Source organism: Paraburkholderia rhizosphaerae, assembly GCF_004366595.1.
In the GTDB taxonomy this organism is placed as follows: Bacteria; Pseudomonadota; Gammaproteobacteria; order Burkholderiales; family Burkholderiaceae; genus Paraburkholderia; species Paraburkholderia rhizosphaerae.
Genome location: NZ_SORE01000003.1, coordinates 1 through 18,526 on the forward strand (window position 1 = coordinate 1; position 18,526 = coordinate 18,526).

Sequence of the window (18,526 nt, forward strand, 5' to 3'; positions counted from 1 at the left end):
CAGACTGAAGGCGCGAAGTTCTGGCTGAAGGTCTTCAACGAGTTGAAGAACCGCGGCCTGCATGACATTCTGATCGCCGTCGTCGACGGCCTGCGAGGTTTCCCCGAAGCGATCGAGGCGGTGTATCCGGCCGCGCAGATCCAGACCTGCATTGTGCATCTGATCCGCAATTCGCTGAATCTGGCAAGCTGGAAAGACCGTAAGCCGCTGGCGGCCGAGCTCAAGCCGATCTATCAGGCCGCCACGGCCGAGGCGGCGGCAGCGGCGCTCGATGCCTTCGCGCAAGGTGAGTGGGGCCGCAAATTCCCCACCGTCGCAGCGATGTGGCAGCGTCAATGGGAGCAGGTCATCCCGTTCTTTGCCTATCCGCCTGAAGTACGCAAAATCATCTACACGACCAACGCGATCGAAAGCATGCACATGCAGTTGCGCAAGATCGTCAAGAACCGTGGTCACTTCCCGAGCGATGAAGCGGCCAGCAAGCTGCTTTATCTGGCCTTGCGCAACATTGAAAAGGACTGGAAGATGCCGCCTATTACCTGGCGGCAGGCAGTCAATCAGTTCGCCATTCTGTTCGGCGAGCGGTTCACGAACGCCATGAGCTGAGATTTTTTAAACCGACCTCGACACACAAAATTCCTGATACCTCCTGCCCCCGCACCGTTCCAGTCGCGATGAGCCGCACAGCCGACCGCAACGGCCAGCGCTGCACCGGCAACGGCGGCGGTGGCGTTCCGATCCCCCGGTCGAGCGTCACCGCCTCGACCGCGGTGGCATGAATCGAAGGGATTCATCCGCTACGCATCATGCAATACACCCAATCGGAACCAAAGCGCTTTCGAACGCCTCCTAGGTGAGTCACCGTCCGATGGGGTCCCGCCATGCAACCACACCTCCCCCGCTCCGTTGCACGTATCACGGCCGTCTGGCTATGCGCGGTGCTGTCCGGCTTCGCTTCGCACGCGCAAGCGCAGACAGGCAAGCCAGCTGCTCCGCCGAAACCGGCGGCACAAACGCAACAGCAGCCGTCTCAACCCAGCGCCCGACCCGCCGTCGATCCGACGTTCTCCGCCTACAAGCTCGCTCACCTATGCGGCAGCAAGGACGACAACGTCGCGCAAGGCCAATGCCTCGGCGCGATTCGCGGCATCATCCATGGCTATCAATACGGCGTGCTGTTCCTCGCGCAGCGCAAATCGCTGCCCGCGGGTGAAACACAACGCGTATCGCTATGCCTGCAGGATGTGCGGGTATCGTCGATCATCGACGACTTCTTAAGCGATACGAGCCAGGTCGATGCCGACGCGCTCAAAGCGACGCCCGCCGAAGTTGCGCTGCTCGGGTCGGTGCACATGCATCACCCGTGCAGCTGATCACAGCATTTCGAGCGGTTGTTTGCGAAGCGGCGGGCGAAAGTGCGCATCGATCGCCGCGATATCGTCGGCGCTCAGTTGCAGTTCCGCCGCACGCCGGTTGTCGCGCACATGCTCGACCCGGCCCGCCTTCGGGATCGCGAACACATCCGGTTGCTGCAGCACCCACGCGAGCGCAATCTGAAACACCGATGCGCCGTGCGCGTCCGCAATCTCGTTGAGCGGCGAGCGTTTCGGCAAGCGCGCATGATCGACCGGGCTATAAGCCATCATCGGGATGCTGCGTGCGTTGAGCCACGGCAGCAGATCAAACTCCGGCCCGCGCCGCGCGACGTTGTACAGCACCTGATTTGTCGCGCACGCATCGCCATGCGGCACCGCGGCCAGCTCTTCCATATCGTCGACGTCGAAATTGCTCACGCCCCAATGCCGGATCTTGCCGGCCTGGCGCAAAGCCTCGAAGCCCGCGACGGTTTCCTCGAGCGGCTCCGAGCCGCGCCAATGCAACAGGTACAGGTCAAGCCGATCGGTCTTCAGGCGCTTTAGCGACCGCTCGCACGCGGCCTGCACACCGCGCCGGCTCGCGTTGTGCGGATACACCTTGCTGACCAGAAACACATCGTCGCGCACGCCCGCGAGCGCTTCGCCGAGCAGCGATTCAGCCGCGCCTTCGCCATACATTTCCGCGGTGTCGATCAGCGTCATGCCGAGCGCGATCCCCTCGCGCAGCGCGGCGATCTCCGCGGCACGCTGCGACGCGCGCTCCGCCATCTCCCACGTGCCCTGCCCCAGCTTCGGAATACGCTCGCCGTCGGGCAGCGTCACAGTGGCGATGTCGGTGGTCATTGGTTTCTCCCATGAACAGGTTGCACAGGTTGCAATACGCTGCACCGAGTTTAGCGTTTTAGCCGCGAACGCATCGGCAAGCCAGGCAAAGCCCGCTATAACGCGGCGCGCCGATATCATAAAATTGCCGCTTGCCTATCTTGCGCACACTTCATGAACTCAGCCTCGGAAGACCGCTGGCGCGATCTGCGCCCGGACCCGGAAAACGATACGCCGCTCTACTTGCAACTGGCCCGCAAGCTCGGCCACGCGATTCATGACAATCGCTGGAATCCGGGCGAAGCGTTACCTTCCGAACGTGTGCTGTCCGATGCGCTAGGCGTATCGCGCATCACCGCGCGCAAGGCGATCGCGCTGCTGGTCGAACAGGGGCTGATCCACCGCACGCAGGGCGCCGGCAGCTTCATCACACCGCGCTATGAAGATCCTTTGTCGCGGCTGTCGAGCTTCAGCGAAATGCTGCGCCGGCGCGGCTTCACGCCCAGCTCGAAGTGGCTTTCGCGCGAAATCCTGCCGGCCAATCGCGATGAAGTGATCCGTCTCGGGCTGTCGCCGGCGGCTGCGGTCACGCGCTTGCGCCGCTTGCGGCTCGCGGACGGCATCGTGATGGCCGTCGAAAACTCGACGTTCCCGGCATCGGTGATTCCCGACCCGAACGCGATCGGCGATTCCCTGTACTCCTATCTTGAACAGCGCGGTCTTGCGATCGTGCGTGCGCTGCAGCACTTTCGCGCGGTCAATGCAAGCGACGAGATTGCGCAACAGATGAGCATCGCGCCGAACGAAGCGCTGCTGCTGATTACGCGGGTCGGCTATACGGCGGATCAGCGCGCGATCGAACTGACCGATACGTACTGCCGCAACGACTATTACGACTTCGTCGCGGAGCTGCGCAAGTAGCGCCACGACACGCGGTGTGTGCTTCGCCGATCCGGAGGACGTTCTAGCCCGTCCTGTCCGCCTTTAGCCCGCCTTTAGCCCGCCTTTAGCCGCGTCTAGTCCGTCTCCCACCGTGGGTCATCGGTACCGATCGGCACTGGCCGTCGGCCATAGCGCGCCGGTGTCTTCTCCAGCTTCTCGGCAGGCAATGTGCCGGCCACGCGGCCAAACGGCGAATCGACCATCTCGATACAGTCCTTCACATCGTCGAACCCGACCTCCGGCGTTTGCCAGCCGTCTTCGATCGGGCCAAGCGACTGCAGCCAGCGGCCGGTTTGCGCAAGCGACAGCCGCACATGCCAGCTGCCGCCTTCGGTTGCGCGACGCGCGAGCGCGACCATCGCGCCGAACGCGGCGAGATAGCCAGTGCCGTGGTCGAGCGCCTGACACGGCAAATGCTTCGGCTTGTCGAGACCCGCCGCGCGCGCCTCTGTGTACGCGATCCCGCTCGCCGACTGCACCAGGCTATCGAAACCCCGCCGCGCCGCCCATGGCCCTTTATGCCCATACGCGCAGATCGATACGCACACGATGCCCGGTCGCAGCCGAGCCAGCGCGTCAGGCCCAAAGCCACGCGCGGCGAGTGCGCCGGGCCGGTACGCCTGCAGGAACACGTCCGAATCGCGCGTGAGCGCTTCGAGTTGCGCGCAAGCGGCTGCGTCGCGCAGATCGAGCGTCGCCGAACGCTTGCCGCGGCCGGTATCGATTACGAGCGGCGCAATATTCGGCAGATGCGGGCCGTTGATGAGCAGCACCTGCGCACCGTGCGACGCCAGCGCGCGACCTGCGACCGGTCCCGCGATGATCCTCGACAGGTCCAGCACGCGCACACCGGAAAGTGGCTGTTTCGCGGGCTCGCCGGCGCCGCGTAACGAACCGGGCGAACCGGGCGAACTTAACGAATCGCCGATCGGCTGCGCCGGCGCGTCGCCGATCCGCTCGATCTCGAACAACGGCAGACTCGCGATCGCCTTCGCCTGCTCGAGTGCCGCCCATTCGCGCGGCGTGCGAATCAGCGCGGCGGGCAGCCCCGCGTCGGCGAGCGTATGGTCGAGCGCGGCGCCGTCCCAGCCGCGCATCGCCTGCACGACCGCGGTCCGATCGTTCGCGCAGCCGAGTACATTCAGCACGCCGTCGAGGTGATGCGGAAAATTCGTATGCAGCTGAACCCACCGGCCGTCGCGCGTCTCGAAGAAACCGAACATCGGACTGCGGAGCTCGGGTGCCGGCCCGTCATTGACGCGCAGATACCGTTCACTGCGAAACGCGACCAATGCGCGCCGCACGTCGACGCTGACACGCTGCCGTTGCCCGGTACGCATGCGATGGCATTCGGCCGCGGCAAGCCCGACTGCCGCGACCGTCGCGGCGGCCAGCGTGCCGACCCGAAACACCGACGGCAACGCGGGATCGTTGCCGGTGATCGACACCGTGTCGAGTGCCGCGGCGTCGCAGCCGGCCAAAGTCCACAGATGATCGACAGCGAGAAGAGGCGTCATGATCGGAAGCGGCAGCGCGCCGGGCAGGAGGGAATGGCGATCAGTCTAGAATTCGCCTGCACATCGATCAATCTTGATTGTTAGAATCAATATATATCGATTTATCCAGTATCGCGCGATTCTCATGCCCTTCCCCGATCCTGCTGACACATCGTCCGGCCGCTATCTGTCCGCCGACGAAGCCGCCCAGGCGCTTGGCATCAGCTTGCCGACGCTATACGCGTATGTGAGCCGCGGCATGCTGCGCTCGTCGCCGCACGCCGACTCGAAGCGCCGCCTCTACGATGCCGATGAAGTGCGCCGCCTCGCGCGCCGCAAGGCGGACGGCAAGCGAGCCGGTAAAGTCGCGCAGAAAGTGCTCGACTGGGGCGTGCCAGTACTCGAATCGGCAATCACGCTGATCCACGACGGGCAGCTCTTCTACCGCGGGCGCGATGCGATCGAACTGGCGCGCGGCGCATCGCTGGAAGAAGTCGCCGCGCTGCTATGGGAGTGCAGCGAGCGCCGCATCGCGCAAGCGCCGGCAGCGCCGCTTGCCGCGGCGCAATGGTCCGCGTGGCTGAAACTGTGGGGCGATAGCACGCCGCTCGATCGTGTGCTGGTGCTGCTGCCGGCCGCCGCGGCGCAAATGCCGCGCGTGTGGGCGCTCGGACGCGACGCGCAGCTCGATACCGCCTGTGTGCTGCTGCGCCTCGTCGCCGCAGCGATGGCCGGCGCGGCACCGTCGAACGATCCGCTGCATCGGCAACTGGCGGCTGCGTGGGGTGTGCGCAGTCGGCCGCATATCAACCTGCTGCGCGCAGCGCTCGTCGCATGCGCGGATCACGAGTTGAACGCATCGACCTTCACGGTGCGCTGTATCACGTCAACCGGCACCCACCTGTTCGGCGCGATTGCGGGCGGCCTCGCGGCGCTGTCGGGACCGCGGCACGGCGGTGAAACAACTCGCGTCGCGGCGCTATTCGACGACGCGTCGCGCGCCGCCGATCCCGATCGCTTTCTGGCGATGCGAGTCGCGTGTGAAGAACACAGCGACGCACCCGGCGCCCCAGGCGACACGCACGTGCGGCGCGCACCTTTGCCCGGCTTCGGCCATCCGCTGTATCCAAACGGCGATCCACGCGCGCGGCTACTGCTGGAGATGCTCGCCGACTGCGCGCCCGCGCGTTCGCCGCTGATCGGCGTGCAACGCCTCGCCGCGGCGATGCGCGACACGGTCGGCGCGGAACCGACGCTCGACTACGCGCTTGCGGCAATCGAGCGCGTGCTCGCGTTGCCGGCCGGCGCGGCTTTCACATTGTTTGCGGTGGGACGGGTAGTCGGCTGGATCGCTCACGCGATGGAACAGACGGCGGATGGCCGTTTGATTCGCCCTCGCGCCCGCTATATCGGCGCGTACGAAGGGAGCAGTTGAGCAGACAGAAGAAGCGCGGCGCGCTTCCCGCGCGCCGCAAATCAGGTTAAGAGCCGGACTGGCCGCATACGGAAGGCATCCGGCCCATGAGCCGAACCACTCACGCGGGCAACAACCAGCGCGGCAACCGGTTCCACACTGAAGCACGGTTCAAAGGCCACGTGCCCAGATGGCGCCGGCCCGACAGCACGACGCGTGCGCCATCACGCCCGGCACTGACCCATGCAGTCACGCCGCGCGACAGCGCGAACGACTCGCCGCGCCTTAGCCAATAGTCTTCGGCATCGCCTTCGACGGTCAGCCAGACCTCGCCCGCGGTCACTTTAAGAATGGCCGGCTGCGCGACACGCCACGCGGCCGCCGGCTCGCCGTGTTCGAGTTCGAAAGTACGGATTTCGCGCATTGCCGTTCTCCTTGCAAGGCATTTCGGTGAGTCAATTATTGACGTAGGATGCTGTCAATCACATGCACAGTACCGAACACTTTCAACAGAACTGTGCAGTTAAAAAAACGGACAGTTTGTTTACCGGGTCGATTCACTCAGCCGAACACCAACGAGCCAGGGTAGCCGCATGAAACTCGATATCGAACTCGATCGCGACAGTGGTGTACCGCTCACCGAACAGATCGTCCATGGCGTCACGCAATGGATCGGCTCGCGCACCGCGCACGCGGGCACCAAGCTGCCGTCGATCCGCCAGTTCGCCGCCGACTATCGGATCAGCCGTTTTCCGGTGATCGAGGCGTACGACCGGCTGGTGTCGCTCGGTTATCTGGACTCGCGGCACGGTTCGGGGTTCTATGTCGCGCAACGCACGCGCGCGGGCATCGACCGTTGCCAGGGTACGTCGGACCCACGGCGTGCCGAAGAAGAGTCGTTCCATATCCTGCAGCAGTTGAATCACCCGGGCGGCACGTTAAAGCTCGGCAGCGGCTTTATTCCCGAATCGTGGCGTGACATGGACAGCCTCGCGCAGGCCGTGCGTCACGTATCGCGCACGGACGCCGCGAGCCTGATCGACTACGCGACGCCGCTAGGCAACGCGGTCTTGCGCGAGCACCTGCGCAGCCGCTCCGCGCAACTCGGCATGGAAGTCGATGCGTCGCAGATTCTGATCACGCAGGGAGCGAGCCAGGCGCTCGACTTGCTGATGCGCTACATGCTGAAAGCCGGCGACACGATGTTCGTCGAAGACCCCGGCTACTACAACCTGTTCGGCTTGCTAAAGCTGCACGGCGTGAATCTGGTCGGCATCCCGCGCACGCGCAACGGCCCCGACCTCGACGTGCTACAGGCGCAATTGAAACTGCACCGGCCGAAGCTGTTCTTCGTCAACAGCGTGTTCCACAATCCGACCGGCACGTCGATTGCGCCGCACGTCGCGTTCCGCCTGCTGCAACTCGCACGCGAGCACGATTTCACGATCATCGAAGACGACATCTTCGCGGACTTCCAGAACGAAGCGACCGACCGCCTCGCGACGCTCGATCAGTTCGAGCATGTGATTTACGTCGGCGGGCTGTCGAAGACGCTGTCGGCATCGCTGCGGATCGGCTATGTGATCTCGCGGCACGCGATCATCAAGGACCTCGCCGACATCAAGATGCTGACGACGATCGGCGGCTCGCGTTTCGCCGAAGCCGTGGCGGTCGCGCAGCTCGAGCGCGGTATGTATCGCAAGCATCTCGAACGGCTGCGCCGGCGCATGCGCGACGCGCTCGGCGCATCGGTGCAGATGCTCGAGGAAGCAGGCTGGGAAGTATTCGACAAACCGCTCGGCGGAAATCTGATCTGGGCGCGTGTGCCGCATATCGAAGACTCGCGCGTGCTCGCCGAATGCGGCGAGCCGCTGGGTGTCACCGTCGCGCCGGGTCACTATTTTCGTCCGAATGCGGAAACCAGCGCGTGGACGCGCATCAACGCGGCCTATGCGCACGACCCGCGTGCGCAAGCATTTTTCAATGCAGCGGTGAAACTGAAAGCCTGATCAGTCGGCCGCCGGCGCGCCGGTGCTTTGCCGGGCGAGCGCGACGTATAGGAAGCAGTGTTGATCACAGGTGCGCTGCTTGCGTAGGTTCCGTATTCCGTCCACCGCCCTGCTCGCCGATACAGTTTTTGCTTAAAATATCGGCCGACCGGCTCATCCGGTTCGCCTTCGCGCTCCATGGCCAATACGACAAGCACCGAGACACCCGCCGCCAAGCCATCCGCCCGTTCGCTCACGGTCATGCTGTGGATCGTCGCGACTGGCTTCTTCATGCAGACGCTCGACTCGACGATCGTCAACACCGCACTGCCCGCGATGGCGACCAGCCTCGGCGAACTGCCGTTGCGCATGCAATCGGTCGTGATCGCGTACTCGCTGACGATGGCGGTGATGATTCCGGTCTCCGGCTGGCTCGCCGACAAATTCGGCACACGGCGCGTATTCATGAGCGCGATCTTTGTGTTCTCGGTTGGCTCGCTGCTATGCGCGAGCGCGCATACGCTGCAGCAGCTCGTGCTGTGGCGCATCCTGCAAGGCGCGGGCGGCGCGATGCTGCTGCCGGTCGGACGCCTCGCGGTGCTGCGCACATTTCCCGCCGAACGGTATCTGCCTGCGCTGTCGTTCGTCGCGATCCCGGGTCTGATCGGTCCGTTGATCGGACCGACGCTCGGCGGCTGGCTCGTCAAAATCGCGTCGTGGCACTGGATTTTCCTGATCAACGTGCCGGTCGGCGTCGTCGGCGTGATCGCGACGTTTATCTTTATGACGGACTCGCGCAATCCGGATACCGCGAAGTTCGACATAAAAGGCTATCTGCTGCTGATCATCGCGATGATTGCGATCACGATGGCGCTCGACGGCCAGGGCGAATTCGGCTTCGAACATGCGACAGTGCTGGTGCTGCTCATTCTGAGCCTCGGCTTTTTCACCGCCTACGGGCTGCATGCGGTGCGCACACCGCAACCGATCTTTTCGCTCGACCTGTTCAAGATTCATTCGTTTAGCGTCGGGATTCTCGGCAACCTGTTCGCGCGCATCGGCAGCGGCGCGATGCCGTATCTGTTGCCGCTGCTGCTGCAAGTGAGCCTCGGCTACAGTGCATTCGAAGCAGGCCTGATGATGCTGCCGGTCGCCGCGGCCGGCATGACGTCCAAACGCCTCGTGACCCGCTTGATTTTCCGCTATGGCTACCGGCGTGTGCTCGTCACGAATACGGTGCTGGTCGGTCTCGCGATGGCGAGCTTCGCGTTGACGGACCCGCATCAGCCGCTTTGGCTGCGGCTCGTGCAGCTCGCGTTTTTCGGCGGCGTGAACTCGATGCAGTTCACCGCGATGAATACGCTGACGCTAAAAGATCTCGGCACTGGCGGCGCAAGCAGCGGCAACAGCCTGTTCTCGCTTGTACAGATGCTGTCGATGAGCCTCGGTGTGACCGTCGCGGGCGCGATGCTGACCACTTTCACCGGCATCATTCCGCGCGTCACGGAAGCGAACACGCTGCCCGCGTTCCACGCGACGTTTATTTGCGTGGGCATCATCACGGCGGGCACGTCGTGGATCTTCGCGCAGTTGGCCCAGGATATCCGACGCCCTGCACGGAAAACCGATCCGTCCGAGCGCACCTGACTTCGCGTGAATGGGCGCGTTCGAACCGCAACAGGGCGCAGCGTGCACCATCGATGTGCCCGCAACGGCCTTCACGCTCCAGGCGTCGCGGCGATCTCACCCGCAATCCTTGCTCGGAAAGCCATCCGTCAGCCATCGCAAAGGATTGATCCTGCGCATGTTTCTTGCTGACCGATCCGGTAAACTGATGACTTCGCGCCAATGCGCGCACCCCTGAGAATGATTGACACGATGAGCATGGTCGAACTCGATCCTCCCGGCTTCCAGCCGCCGCGCCCCGTTGCGGGGGAGGAAGGTTCCCGCCGCACAGTGCGCTACGGCGGCTATACCGTCTTCAGCGTGTTTCAGCCGGTGTTTTCGGTGTCGCATCGGCGCGCGATCGGCTATCACGCGTCGTTGCGTGTGCACGACGAAAACGCGATGCAGGTGCCGTCGCACGAAGTGTTTTCGCAAGCCGCGCGGCGCGGCGACCTGCTCGAACTCGGGCGGCTCGCCGAATCACTGCATTTAGGCAACTTCAACGCATTCGACAGTCACGACGAGTGGCTTTTCCTGAGCCTGCATCCGGCCGCGCTGATGGATATGAGCTACGGCGACGCACTGCTGGCCGGTCTCAAATCGCTTGGGCTGCCGCCGCAGCGGGTGGTGCTGGAGGTTAGCGAGCAAGTGGGCGGCGAGACCACGCGCTTTGCGGAAACCATCGATGCGCTGCGCAAATCGGGCTTCCTGATCGCGCTCGACGGCTTTGGCGCCAAGCACTCGAATATCGATCGTGTATGGACGCTGCGCCCCGATATCGTCACGCTCGATCGCAGCATCCTCGCGCAGGCCACCGAGCATTCACATATCGAACGCGTGCTGCCCGGCATCGTGTCGCTGCTGCATGAATCCGGGCAACTGGTGCTGATGGGCAATCTGACCACGGAAAACGATGCGCTGATCGCGCTCGAATGCAATGTCGATTTCGTGCAAGGCGCGTTTTTCGCAAGCCCGAGTGTCGAACCGGTGAAGCCGCAAGCGACGGTCGATCTGGTGGATAGCCTGTCCGCGGCGTTGCGCAAGCGGGTCGCAAACCGCGCGCATGCGCAGTCGGAGCGGCTCGCGCCATTCGTCGCCGCGCTAGAACACGCAAGCGCGCAGCTTGCCGACGGCGCGGCAATGGCCGATGCGACCGCGCCGCTGCTTGCTCTGCGCGAAACCGCGCGCTGTTTTCTGCTCGATGGCTCAGGCCGGCAAATCGGCGACAACGTGCTGCCGACCGGGCGCGCGTCGCAGCGTGCGAAGCGCTTCCGCCCGCTGTTGCATTCGGAAGGCGCAAGCTGGGAACGGCGGCCGTATTTCATCCAGGCGGTCCGCACGCCAGGCCATGTGCAGTTGACCCCGCCTTATCTGTCGATCAACGAGGCGCACCTGTGTGTGACCGCGTCGATCGCATCGGAGACGGCGCGCGGCATGCAGGTGCTATGCGTCGATATCAACTGGGACGGCACCGCACCACGCCCCTGACGCACGCGCGCCGATTCGCCGCAACAGACGCCGGACTGCGGACAGACCGAACGTCTGATTGACCCGGCCCAGCGCGACCGGGTCCGTCACGATACGCAGCGCGGCAATCGCGCCATTCGCGGACAGCACCACTTCCAGCAGCGCGGCGATTTCGCCGTCCGCCAGCCAGGCGATACACGGCGTCCCGTCGACGCTGACGCTGATTGCTTCGGCCCGCAACGCGCCGATCGCAGTAGCGGCGCGACGCGGCAACATCGTACGCACCGCAGTTTCGTCCGATATCCGCGCGACGCGTGCGGCCGCCGCTTGCGGGCTCACGACCGGGTCCGAGGTCGCGCTCGTCGACGGGCAATTGACGCACGGCTGATCATCCGCGATATGCACGCCGTCGCTGAACAGGCGCACCAGGCCGACCCGATCCTGCGCATCGATTGCCGCTCGCAAGCGTTCGACGATGCGCGCATGCCCGGCCGGATCCGCCGTTTTCAATGGCGCGCCCGCACGCCGCAGCCGTTCCTTCGCGCGATGCACAATTTGCCGGCAATGGGCCGGCGTCTTCGCGAGGATCTTCGCGATTTCCGCGTAGTCGCAATCGAGTGCTTCGTGCAGCACGAATGCGACACGCTCGTCAGGTTTCAGCCGGTCCAGCAACAACGTCACGCCGTATGACATGTCCGACGCGTGCAACGCCGCTTCGTCGGCCGCCGGCGCACACCCGTCTAGCCACGGCAGCGCCAGATCGCCGGACAGCTGCGATACGCGTTCGGTCCGCAGGCGGCGCAAGCGATCGATTGCCAGCCGTGTCGTGACCGTCGTGAGCCACGCGTGCGGCGAACGCACGTCGGTGTTACGTGCGCTGTGCCACTTGAGCCATGCGTCCTGTACGACATCCTCGGCCTCCACGCGGCTGCCGAGCATCCGCTGCGCATGCGCGACAAGCTTGCGCCGCAACTTTTCGAAAGCCGCGTCGGGCGGCGACGAGTTAGCGCTTGCATCGCTTACACCGTTTGGGCTTGCGTTGTTCGTGCCGCGACTGTCACTCGTCCCGTCCATCGTCCCGTCCATGTCCGCCGCCTCCGTGGGTTCAGCCTCTTCATCCATTCGTCATGCTCCTCGATCGTAGCGGGGATGCGTCGCCGCGCGCCCCAACTTCCCGTTGACGTACGAATGCGTCGCGCTGTGACACGTCGCCGAAAAAATTCTTTCGTCACACGCGCGTTCGCGTGCGCGTCTTAACTGACAGGCATCGCGCCAGTCATACGCGGCGCCTTTTCACGTCATTCCGGCTTTCCTATCCGAACCAGCGAGGACCTCATGCATTGGCGCTATCCGTCCCTGTCTCCTGCCGCATCCGGCCTCGGCCTCGTGCCGACCGTCATTGAACAATCCGGCCGCGGCGAGCGAGCGTACGACATTTACTCGCGGCTGCTGCGCGAACGCATCGTGTTTCTGGTCGGTCCGGTCACCGAACAATCGGCCAGTCTGATCGTCGCGCAGCTGTTGTTTCTCGAATCGGAGAACCCAGATAAGGATATTGCGTTCTACATCAATTCGCCAGGCGGGTCCGTTTATGACGGGCTCGCGATCTACGACACAATGCAGTTCATCAGGCCGGAGGTGTCGACGCTATGCACCGGCTTCGCGGCGAGCATGGGCACCTTCCTGCTCGCGGCCGGCGCGCAAGGCAAGCGTTACGCGCTGCCGAATGCACGCATCATGATTCATCAGCCATCGGGCGGCGGGCAGGGCACCGCGTCCGATATCGAGATTCAGGCGAAGGAGGTGCTCTATCTGCGCGAACGGTTGAATTCCGTGCTCGCGCAGCGCACCGGGAAAAGCGTCGCGCAGATCGAAAAGGACACCGACCGCGACAACTTCATGTCGGCTGATGCGGCGAAAGGTTATGGGCTGATCGACGACGTGCTTCAGACGCGCGCGACGCTCGCGCAAGATGCGAGGTGAGTGAGCTGTGGGGCTGGAGGGCGTCAGCGCGAAACGTGCCGCCGTAAAGCCATGCCGTCGTAAGGCCATGCCGCCGTAAGTGCCGTATCGCCAGCGCCGCACGCGCTGCGCATCCTACACAAGGCGGGTGCCAAGGTACGCCGACAGCACCGCCTTGTATTCACCAACCAGCGCGATGCGCTCCTTCGGTTTGGCCGAGCTGTACAACGGGCTCATGCTTTTCACGACCTGCAGCGTCACTTCTGCAATCCTGAAAGCGTCGTCGCCCGACAAAGCCGGCCGATATCGCCGGAACAGTTCGGCAAAGCGTTTGCGCAGCCGGTTACGCACTGCCGCGTCGCGCTTGAAATTCAGCGACACCGACAAAAGCGGCAGGTACGCCGGGTGCGTATCCATAAACTCGACCATCAGCGCGAACAGCCGCTCGACCAGTTCCGGCACCGTGAGCCCGTCAGCGTTCCCGGTGAGCGCCGACCACTGCGCATCCATCGTGTTGCCATAACGGGTGCGAAGCGCGAACACGAGCGCATCCTTGTTTGGAAAGTACTGATAGATCGCGCCGATCGACGCGCCGGCACGCTCGGCAATTTCAGTCATGGTCGCGGATTCGAAGCCGCGCTCCGCGATCGTTTCGGCGGCCGCGTCGAGCAACGTTTCGACACGACGCGCGGCGCGCTCCTGCTGGGGCACGCGCCGCGCGGTCTTTTCCGGTGTTTTCTCTTTGACTGACGGCATACTGAAATTCTTGGGTCCGATGATATGAGGCAATCCTCACATAGGCGCGACGCGTTATGCAAGCCTTTTCCCGGCCAATGAACTCATCATGCCCGCCACGGGAAATTTTTGGCCGATTAACGCAAATGCTTGCCCTATCCGGCGCGATCGAATACTTTCTCTGTTGCTCGCCGTTGCCTCGCAATCCGGGCGGACATTTCACTGGAGAAACCCTTATGGCGTCATCCGTCGACACAGTCAGCATGGCGCTGTTCTGCGACTTCGAAAACGTCGCACTCGGCGTGCGCGATGCGAAGTATGAAAAATTCGATATCAAGCTCGTGCTCGAGCGCCTGCTGCTCAAAGGCAGCATCGTCGTGAAGAAGGCGTATTGCGACTGGGAGCGCTACAAAGGCTTCAAGGCCGGGATGCACGAAGCGAATTTCGAACTGATCGAAATTCCACATGTGCGGCAATCGGGCAAGAATTCGGCGGACATCCGCCTCGTCGTCGATGCGCTCGATCTGTGCTACACGAAATCGCACGTGAACACCTTCGTCATCATCAGCGGCGATTCGGACTTCTCGCCACTCGTGTCGAAACTGCGGGAGAACGCGAAGCAGGTTATCGGCGTCGGCGTACAGCGCTCGACGTCCGACTTGCTCACCGCGAACTGCGACGAGTTCATTTTCTACGACGATCTGGTGCGCGAAAGCCAGCGTGCGGCCGCGAAACGCGAAGCCGCGCGCGCACCGCAGCCGTCCGCAAAGCGCGCGCCGGATGGCGACAAACAGCGCAAGGAAGATCTCGATACGCGCAAGGCCAAGGCAATCGAAATCGCTGTGCAGACGTTCGACGCACTGGCGACCGAGCGCGGCGATAGCGGCAAGATCTGGGCCTCGGCGCTGAAGAATGCGATTAAGCGGCGTAAGCCCGACTTCAACGAAACCTATTACGGGTTTCGCGCATTCGGCAATCTGCTTGACGAAGCGCAGGCGCGCGGGCTGCTCGAGGTCGGGCGCGACGAGAAGTCGGGTACGTATGTCTATCGCAATGTGGTCGCGGGACCGGCCAGCGAGCCAGCCATCGAATCCGCCAGCCAGCGCGCGATGGAAACGGGTAGCGGCGGCGAAGGCGACACGCAGGCGGCGGTCGAAGTGTTGCGCGAAGTCATCGATGCAGATCCGCAAGCCGTGCTCGCGGCGGCTGTTGAAGCGGCGCCCGGGACGCAAGCCGACGCACCGGCGGATCACACCAGCACGGACTCCGGCGCGCGCGGCAAAAAGCGCTCCGGGCGCACACCGGCTGCGAAAAAAACAAAGAAGGCGAAAAACGCATCGACGCCAGCCGCGGCGGACTCGGCCACGGCTGAGGTTGCGTCAGCGCAGGCGCCGTCTGCCGCGGAAACGTTGCACGATGCGCAGGACTCCCCCGCCGCCGTAGCCCAGACCGCCGAAGCGGGCAAAGCAGGCCGCACGCCGCGCAAGTCGACGTCTCGCGGGCGTCGGCCTCGCAAAGCCGCATCGACCGCCGATGCCGATTGATGCGCATGCGCAATCGGTGAGAGCTTCCGCCGTAGCGGCTCGCGGCGGGAGCGCGAGTTCGTCATGCACGCGCGCGAGATGCCGTTCGACCTGCTGCGCTTCACTGAAATCGATCACCGCGCCCGTGTATCCGTACTCGCCGCGTTTGCAGTCGGCCGTTGGCACGCACGCGGACATCTTTGACGCTTGTGTCACAAATCATCCGCCGTTTATGTTTGAAATTGCGGGTTTGAAGCCACGGGTTTGAAGCCGCGATAATCCGCAGAGCGCGATGCGGCTTCGCGACAAAAAGCTGACAGTCTGCATACAAACCGGCAATCATCGAACACGCTATGGCCCGCACCCGATGACATGAAAAAAGCCCTCGCAATGGAGGGCTTTCATTCAGACTACCAGTCGCTCACGCGCTACGCGCAAGCCGACCTGACACCGGACGCTGAGTCGTGACGTGACCTTACGCGAAGTTCTTCGCAGCGAAGTCCCAGTTCACGATGTTCCAGAATGCTTCGACAAACTTCGGACGCGCATTGCGATAGTCGATGTAATACGCGTGTTCCCACACGTCGATCGTCAGCAGCGGCTTCGCGTCCGTCGTGAGCGGCGTTGCGGCATTGCTGGTCGACACGAGGTCGAGCGAGCCGTCCGCCTTCTTCACAAGCCATGCCCAGCCGGAACCGAACGTGCCCACGGCCGTCTTCGTGAACTCTTCCTTGAACTTGTCGAAGGAACCCCACTTCTTGTTGATCGCTTCGCCAAGCGCGCCGCTCGGAGCGCCGCCGCCTTGCGGCTTCAGGCTGTTCCAGAAGAACGTGTGATTCCAGATCTGCGCAGCGTTGTTGAACACACCACCCGACGCTTTCTTGATGATTTCTTCAAGCGACAGCTTTTCGTATTCCGTGCCCTTGATCAGATTATTCAGGTTAGTCACATAGGTCTGGTGGTGCTTGCCGTAGTGAAACTCGAGCGTCTCTTCGGACATGTGCGGCGCGAGTGCGTTTTTCGCGTACGGTAGAGGCGGGAGCTGATGTTCCATGGTGCTTTCCTTCTATCTGTTTATGGGGAAGTCTGCGGACAACGCTTGTAGAGCAATGGATTGTAGGCGACTTGGGATAACCCCGCAAACCAACGGTCTTTCGCCCAATTGAATGCCGATTGCGGGATTTTCGCGGTGCGCACGAATCGTGACCGCAGGTCTTCACGTCGCGCAATGCCGCAATTCCGATCACACAGCGCGTGCTGCCAGGCGTTGTTATCAGCACGGTATCAAGCGGCGTACCCGGGCTACGGATGCACGGTTCATTGCTGTTGTCCGGCCCCTCCACCCGCTGCCGATACCGACTCTGTCATACGCGTTCACACGAGCGCTTCCGCGCGCGTTTATGCCGCATCGTCGGTGCAGTTCATCAAACAGCGTAATTAGTGCATGCGCGTCGTGCACGGCACGCAGTCAAATTGACTGTGCTTAAAAACCATCGGTCAAGCGCGGCTGCACATCGGCAAGTGCAATGTCCGCCGATCCTTCCGCCAGATGCACGGTCAGCCGGCGACCCGGTTTTAACGCAGCCGGCGCGCGCAGCGCGCGTCCGCTTTGCGCATCGAGCAGCGCCGCGTAGCCGCGCTCGAACGTGCGCTGCGGACTCAGCACTTCGAGCCGCGCGGCGAGTGCCGCAATGCGCGCGGCGTCACGTTCGTGACGTCGCACGAAAGCGCCCTGCAGACGCTCATCGAGCCGAGCCACCGCACTGCGATGCACCGCGACGTCGGGGCACCAGCGCTGCCAGCGCATGCGCAACAATGCGAAGCGTGCGCGCGCATCGCGCACCGGCCGCGCACCCGCCGACGCGAGCCGCACGCTCAACTGCTGCAAATGCGTGCGTTGGCGCGCGAGCCGCTCGGCCGGCGACACGAGCCGGCGCGCCAGCCAGTCGAGTTGCTGCGCGCGCCGCTCCATCATCCGGCCGAAGCCGCGCGCGAGCGTCGCGTGCCGGTGATCGAGATCGCGCAACAGCAGCACGCGCTGCGGGCTCACGAGCTCCGCAGCGCCGGTCGGCGTCGGCGCGCGCACGTCAGCCGCGAAATCGGCAATCGTGAAGTCGGTTTCGTGACCGACGCCACTCACCACCGGCACAGCGCTTGCGGCAATCGCGCGCGCGAGCACCTCTTCGTTGAACGCCCACAGGTCTTCGATCGAGCCGCCGCCGCGGCAGACAATCAACACGTCGACTTCACGCCGGCGGTTCGCCGTTTCGACCATCGCCGCGAGCTTTGCGCCAACGCCTGCGCCTTGCACCGGCGCGGGATAAACGATCACCGGAACATGCGGCGCGCGGCGTGCAAGCGTGGTCAGCACATCGCGCAGGGCGGCCGCCTGCAGCGATGTAACGATGCCGACCGCGCGCGGATGGGGCGGCAGCGCGCGCTTGCGCTCGGCGGCAAACAACCCTTCCGCTTCGAGTTGCGCCTTCAGCTTCAGGAACGCTTCGAACAGCCGCCCCTGACCGGTGCGCCGCACCGCTTCGACGTTCAGTTGCAGTTCGCCGCGCGGCTCGTACATCGTGACGAGCGCACGCACTTCGATGCGATCGCCCTCGCGCGGCGTGAACTCCGCATATTGCGCACGGCCGCGAAACATTACGCAGCGCATCTGCGCTTGCGCATCCTTGATCGAGAAGTACCAGTGACCGCTCGCGGCGCGCGTGAAGTTGGACACCTCACCGGACACCCATACGAGTGGAAACGAACGCTCGAGCATCGTGCCGATCGCGCGGTTCAGCGCCGACACGGGTACCACGGCATCGGCGCCGCCAGGGATGGATGACGCGAAAGGACTGTCTGAATTCATGCGGCGGTCGGATCGATGGTCGAAAGATATGGCCGGACAGACGATAGACCGACAGGCCGGCCGCGTCCACCCTTCAGGCGTCCGGGTTAGTCACGTTGTTAAAAGTGTCCACATGTCGGGATGCTAAGGAAGAAGGGTCGAAAACGTCGCTGAAAGCCTAGTAATTTCGATCCATCCATTTGATTTTTATGTGTTTTTTATCTCTTAAATGTATACCTATACCGGCAGGAAGCTTGGGCGGCGGTGCTTGGCGTTGCATGCGGCGCAGGTTCT

At 63.5% G+C, this 18,526-nt stretch carries 16 protein-coding genes; 9 read left to right on the forward strand and 7 right to left on the reverse strand.

Going from position 1 to position 18,526, the window contains the following annotated elements; genetic code table 11:
- On the forward strand, positions 1-606 hold a 606-nt coding region (locus BX592_RS04055; protein WP_134190391.1), incomplete at its 5' end, for an IS256 family transposase.
- 275 nt (positions 607-881) lie between these two features.
- Positions 882-1,373, forward strand: coding sequence for a hypothetical protein (locus tag BX592_RS04060; RefSeq protein WP_134190392.1), 492 nt, complete (start codon positions 882-884; stop codon positions 1,371-1,373).
- Here BX592_RS04060 and BX592_RS04065 read toward each other — a convergent pair whose 3' ends face one another.
- Positions 1,374-2,219 carry an aldo/keto reductase gene (locus BX592_RS04065; protein WP_134190393.1) on the reverse strand — a complete coding sequence of 282 codons (846 nt, stop codon included), beginning with the start codon at positions 2,217-2,219 and terminating at the stop codon, positions 1,374-1,376. It lies immediately after the preceding gene.
- A gap of 153 nt (positions 2,220-2,372) precedes the next feature.
- Here BX592_RS04065 and BX592_RS04070 point away from each other — a divergent pair, with 153 nt between their 5' ends.
- Positions 2,373-3,119: a GntR family transcriptional regulator gene (locus BX592_RS04070; RefSeq protein ID WP_134190394.1), complete on the forward strand. Its 747-nt coding sequence runs from the start codon at positions 2,373-2,375 to the stop codon at positions 3,117-3,119.
- 95 nt (positions 3,120-3,214) lie between these two features.
- On the opposite strand, the gene BX592_RS04075 is transcribed toward BX592_RS04070, so the two are convergent.
- Complete coding sequence (locus BX592_RS04075; protein ID WP_134190395.1) at positions 3,215-4,657, reverse strand: CoA transferase; 1,443 nt, start codon at positions 4,655-4,657, stop codon at positions 3,215-3,217.
- Between the two features lie 124 nt (positions 4,658-4,781).
- On the opposite strand from BX592_RS04075, the gene BX592_RS04080 reads away from it, so the two are divergent.
- Complete coding sequence (locus tag BX592_RS04080; protein WP_134190396.1) at positions 4,782-6,071, forward strand: citrate/2-methylcitrate synthase; 1,290 nt, start codon at positions 4,782-4,784, stop codon at positions 6,069-6,071.
- A gap of 100 nt (positions 6,072-6,171) precedes the next feature.
- Here the strand turns inward: BX592_RS04080 and BX592_RS04085 are convergent, their stop codons facing one another.
- Complete coding sequence (locus tag BX592_RS04085; RefSeq protein WP_134190397.1) at positions 6,172-6,474, reverse strand: DUF2917 domain-containing protein; 303 nt, start codon at positions 6,472-6,474, stop codon at positions 6,172-6,174.
- Between the two features lie 169 nt (positions 6,475-6,643).
- Between BX592_RS04085 and BX592_RS04090 the strand changes: the two genes are divergently transcribed.
- The 3 genes from BX592_RS04090 (at position 6,644) to BX592_RS04100 (ending at position 11,191) form a co-directional block, all read left to right on the forward strand.
- Positions 6,644-8,059: an aminotransferase-like domain-containing protein gene (locus tag BX592_RS04090; protein ID WP_134190398.1), complete on the forward strand. Its 1,416-nt coding sequence runs from the start codon at positions 6,644-6,646 to the stop codon at positions 8,057-8,059.
- 177 nt (positions 8,060-8,236) lie between these two features.
- A complete protein-coding gene (gene mdtD, locus BX592_RS04095) occupies positions 8,237-9,685 on the forward strand; it encodes a multidrug transporter subunit MdtD (protein WP_279589171.1) in 1,449 nt (482 codons plus the stop codon).
- Between the two features lie 231 nt (positions 9,686-9,916).
- Positions 9,917-11,191 carry an EAL domain-containing protein gene (locus BX592_RS04100; RefSeq protein ID WP_134190399.1) on the forward strand — a complete coding sequence of 425 codons (1,275 nt, stop codon included), beginning with the start codon at positions 9,917-9,919 and terminating at the stop codon, positions 11,189-11,191.
- Here the strand turns inward: BX592_RS04100 and BX592_RS04105 are convergent.
- Positions 11,147-12,292, reverse strand: a complete 1,146-nt coding sequence (locus tag BX592_RS04105) for a sigma-70 family RNA polymerase sigma factor (protein WP_243849312.1) — start codon at positions 12,290-12,292, stop codon at positions 11,147-11,149. The two genes, BX592_RS04100 and BX592_RS04105, sit on opposite strands and share 45 nt — an antisense overlap.
- Positions 12,293-12,505: 213 nt before the next feature.
- On the opposite strand from BX592_RS04105, the gene clpP reads away from it, so the two are divergent.
- Positions 12,506-13,153 (forward strand): ATP-dependent Clp endopeptidase proteolytic subunit ClpP, encoded by a 648-nt coding sequence (gene clpP, locus BX592_RS04110; protein WP_134190400.1) that lies wholly within the window; start codon positions 12,506-12,508, stop codon positions 13,151-13,153.
- Positions 13,154-13,267: 114 nt separating this feature from the next.
- Here clpP and BX592_RS04115 read toward each other — a convergent pair whose 3' ends face one another.
- Positions 13,268-13,888 carry a TetR/AcrR family transcriptional regulator gene (locus BX592_RS04115; protein ID WP_134190401.1) on the reverse strand — a complete coding sequence of 207 codons (621 nt, stop codon included), beginning with the start codon at positions 13,886-13,888 and terminating at the stop codon, positions 13,268-13,270.
- Between the two features lie 215 nt (positions 13,889-14,103).
- Here BX592_RS04115 and BX592_RS04120 point away from each other — a divergent pair, with 215 nt between their 5' ends.
- A complete protein-coding gene (locus BX592_RS04120) occupies positions 14,104-15,411 on the forward strand; it encodes an NYN domain-containing protein (protein WP_134190402.1) in 1,308 nt (435 codons plus the stop codon).
- Positions 15,412-15,865: 454 nt separating this feature from the next.
- On the opposite strand, the gene BX592_RS04125 is transcribed toward BX592_RS04120, so the two are convergent.
- Entirely contained in the window at positions 15,866-16,444 is a 579-nt protein-coding gene (locus BX592_RS04125) for a superoxide dismutase (protein WP_134190403.1), read from the reverse strand.
- A 429-nt stretch (positions 16,445-16,873) separates the two neighbouring features.
- On the reverse strand, positions 16,874-18,253 hold the full coding sequence (xseA, locus tag BX592_RS04130; protein ID WP_134190404.1) for an exodeoxyribonuclease VII large subunit: 1,380 nt from the start codon (positions 18,251-18,253) through the stop codon (positions 16,874-16,876).
- Positions 18,254-18,526: the final 273 nt, after the last annotated feature.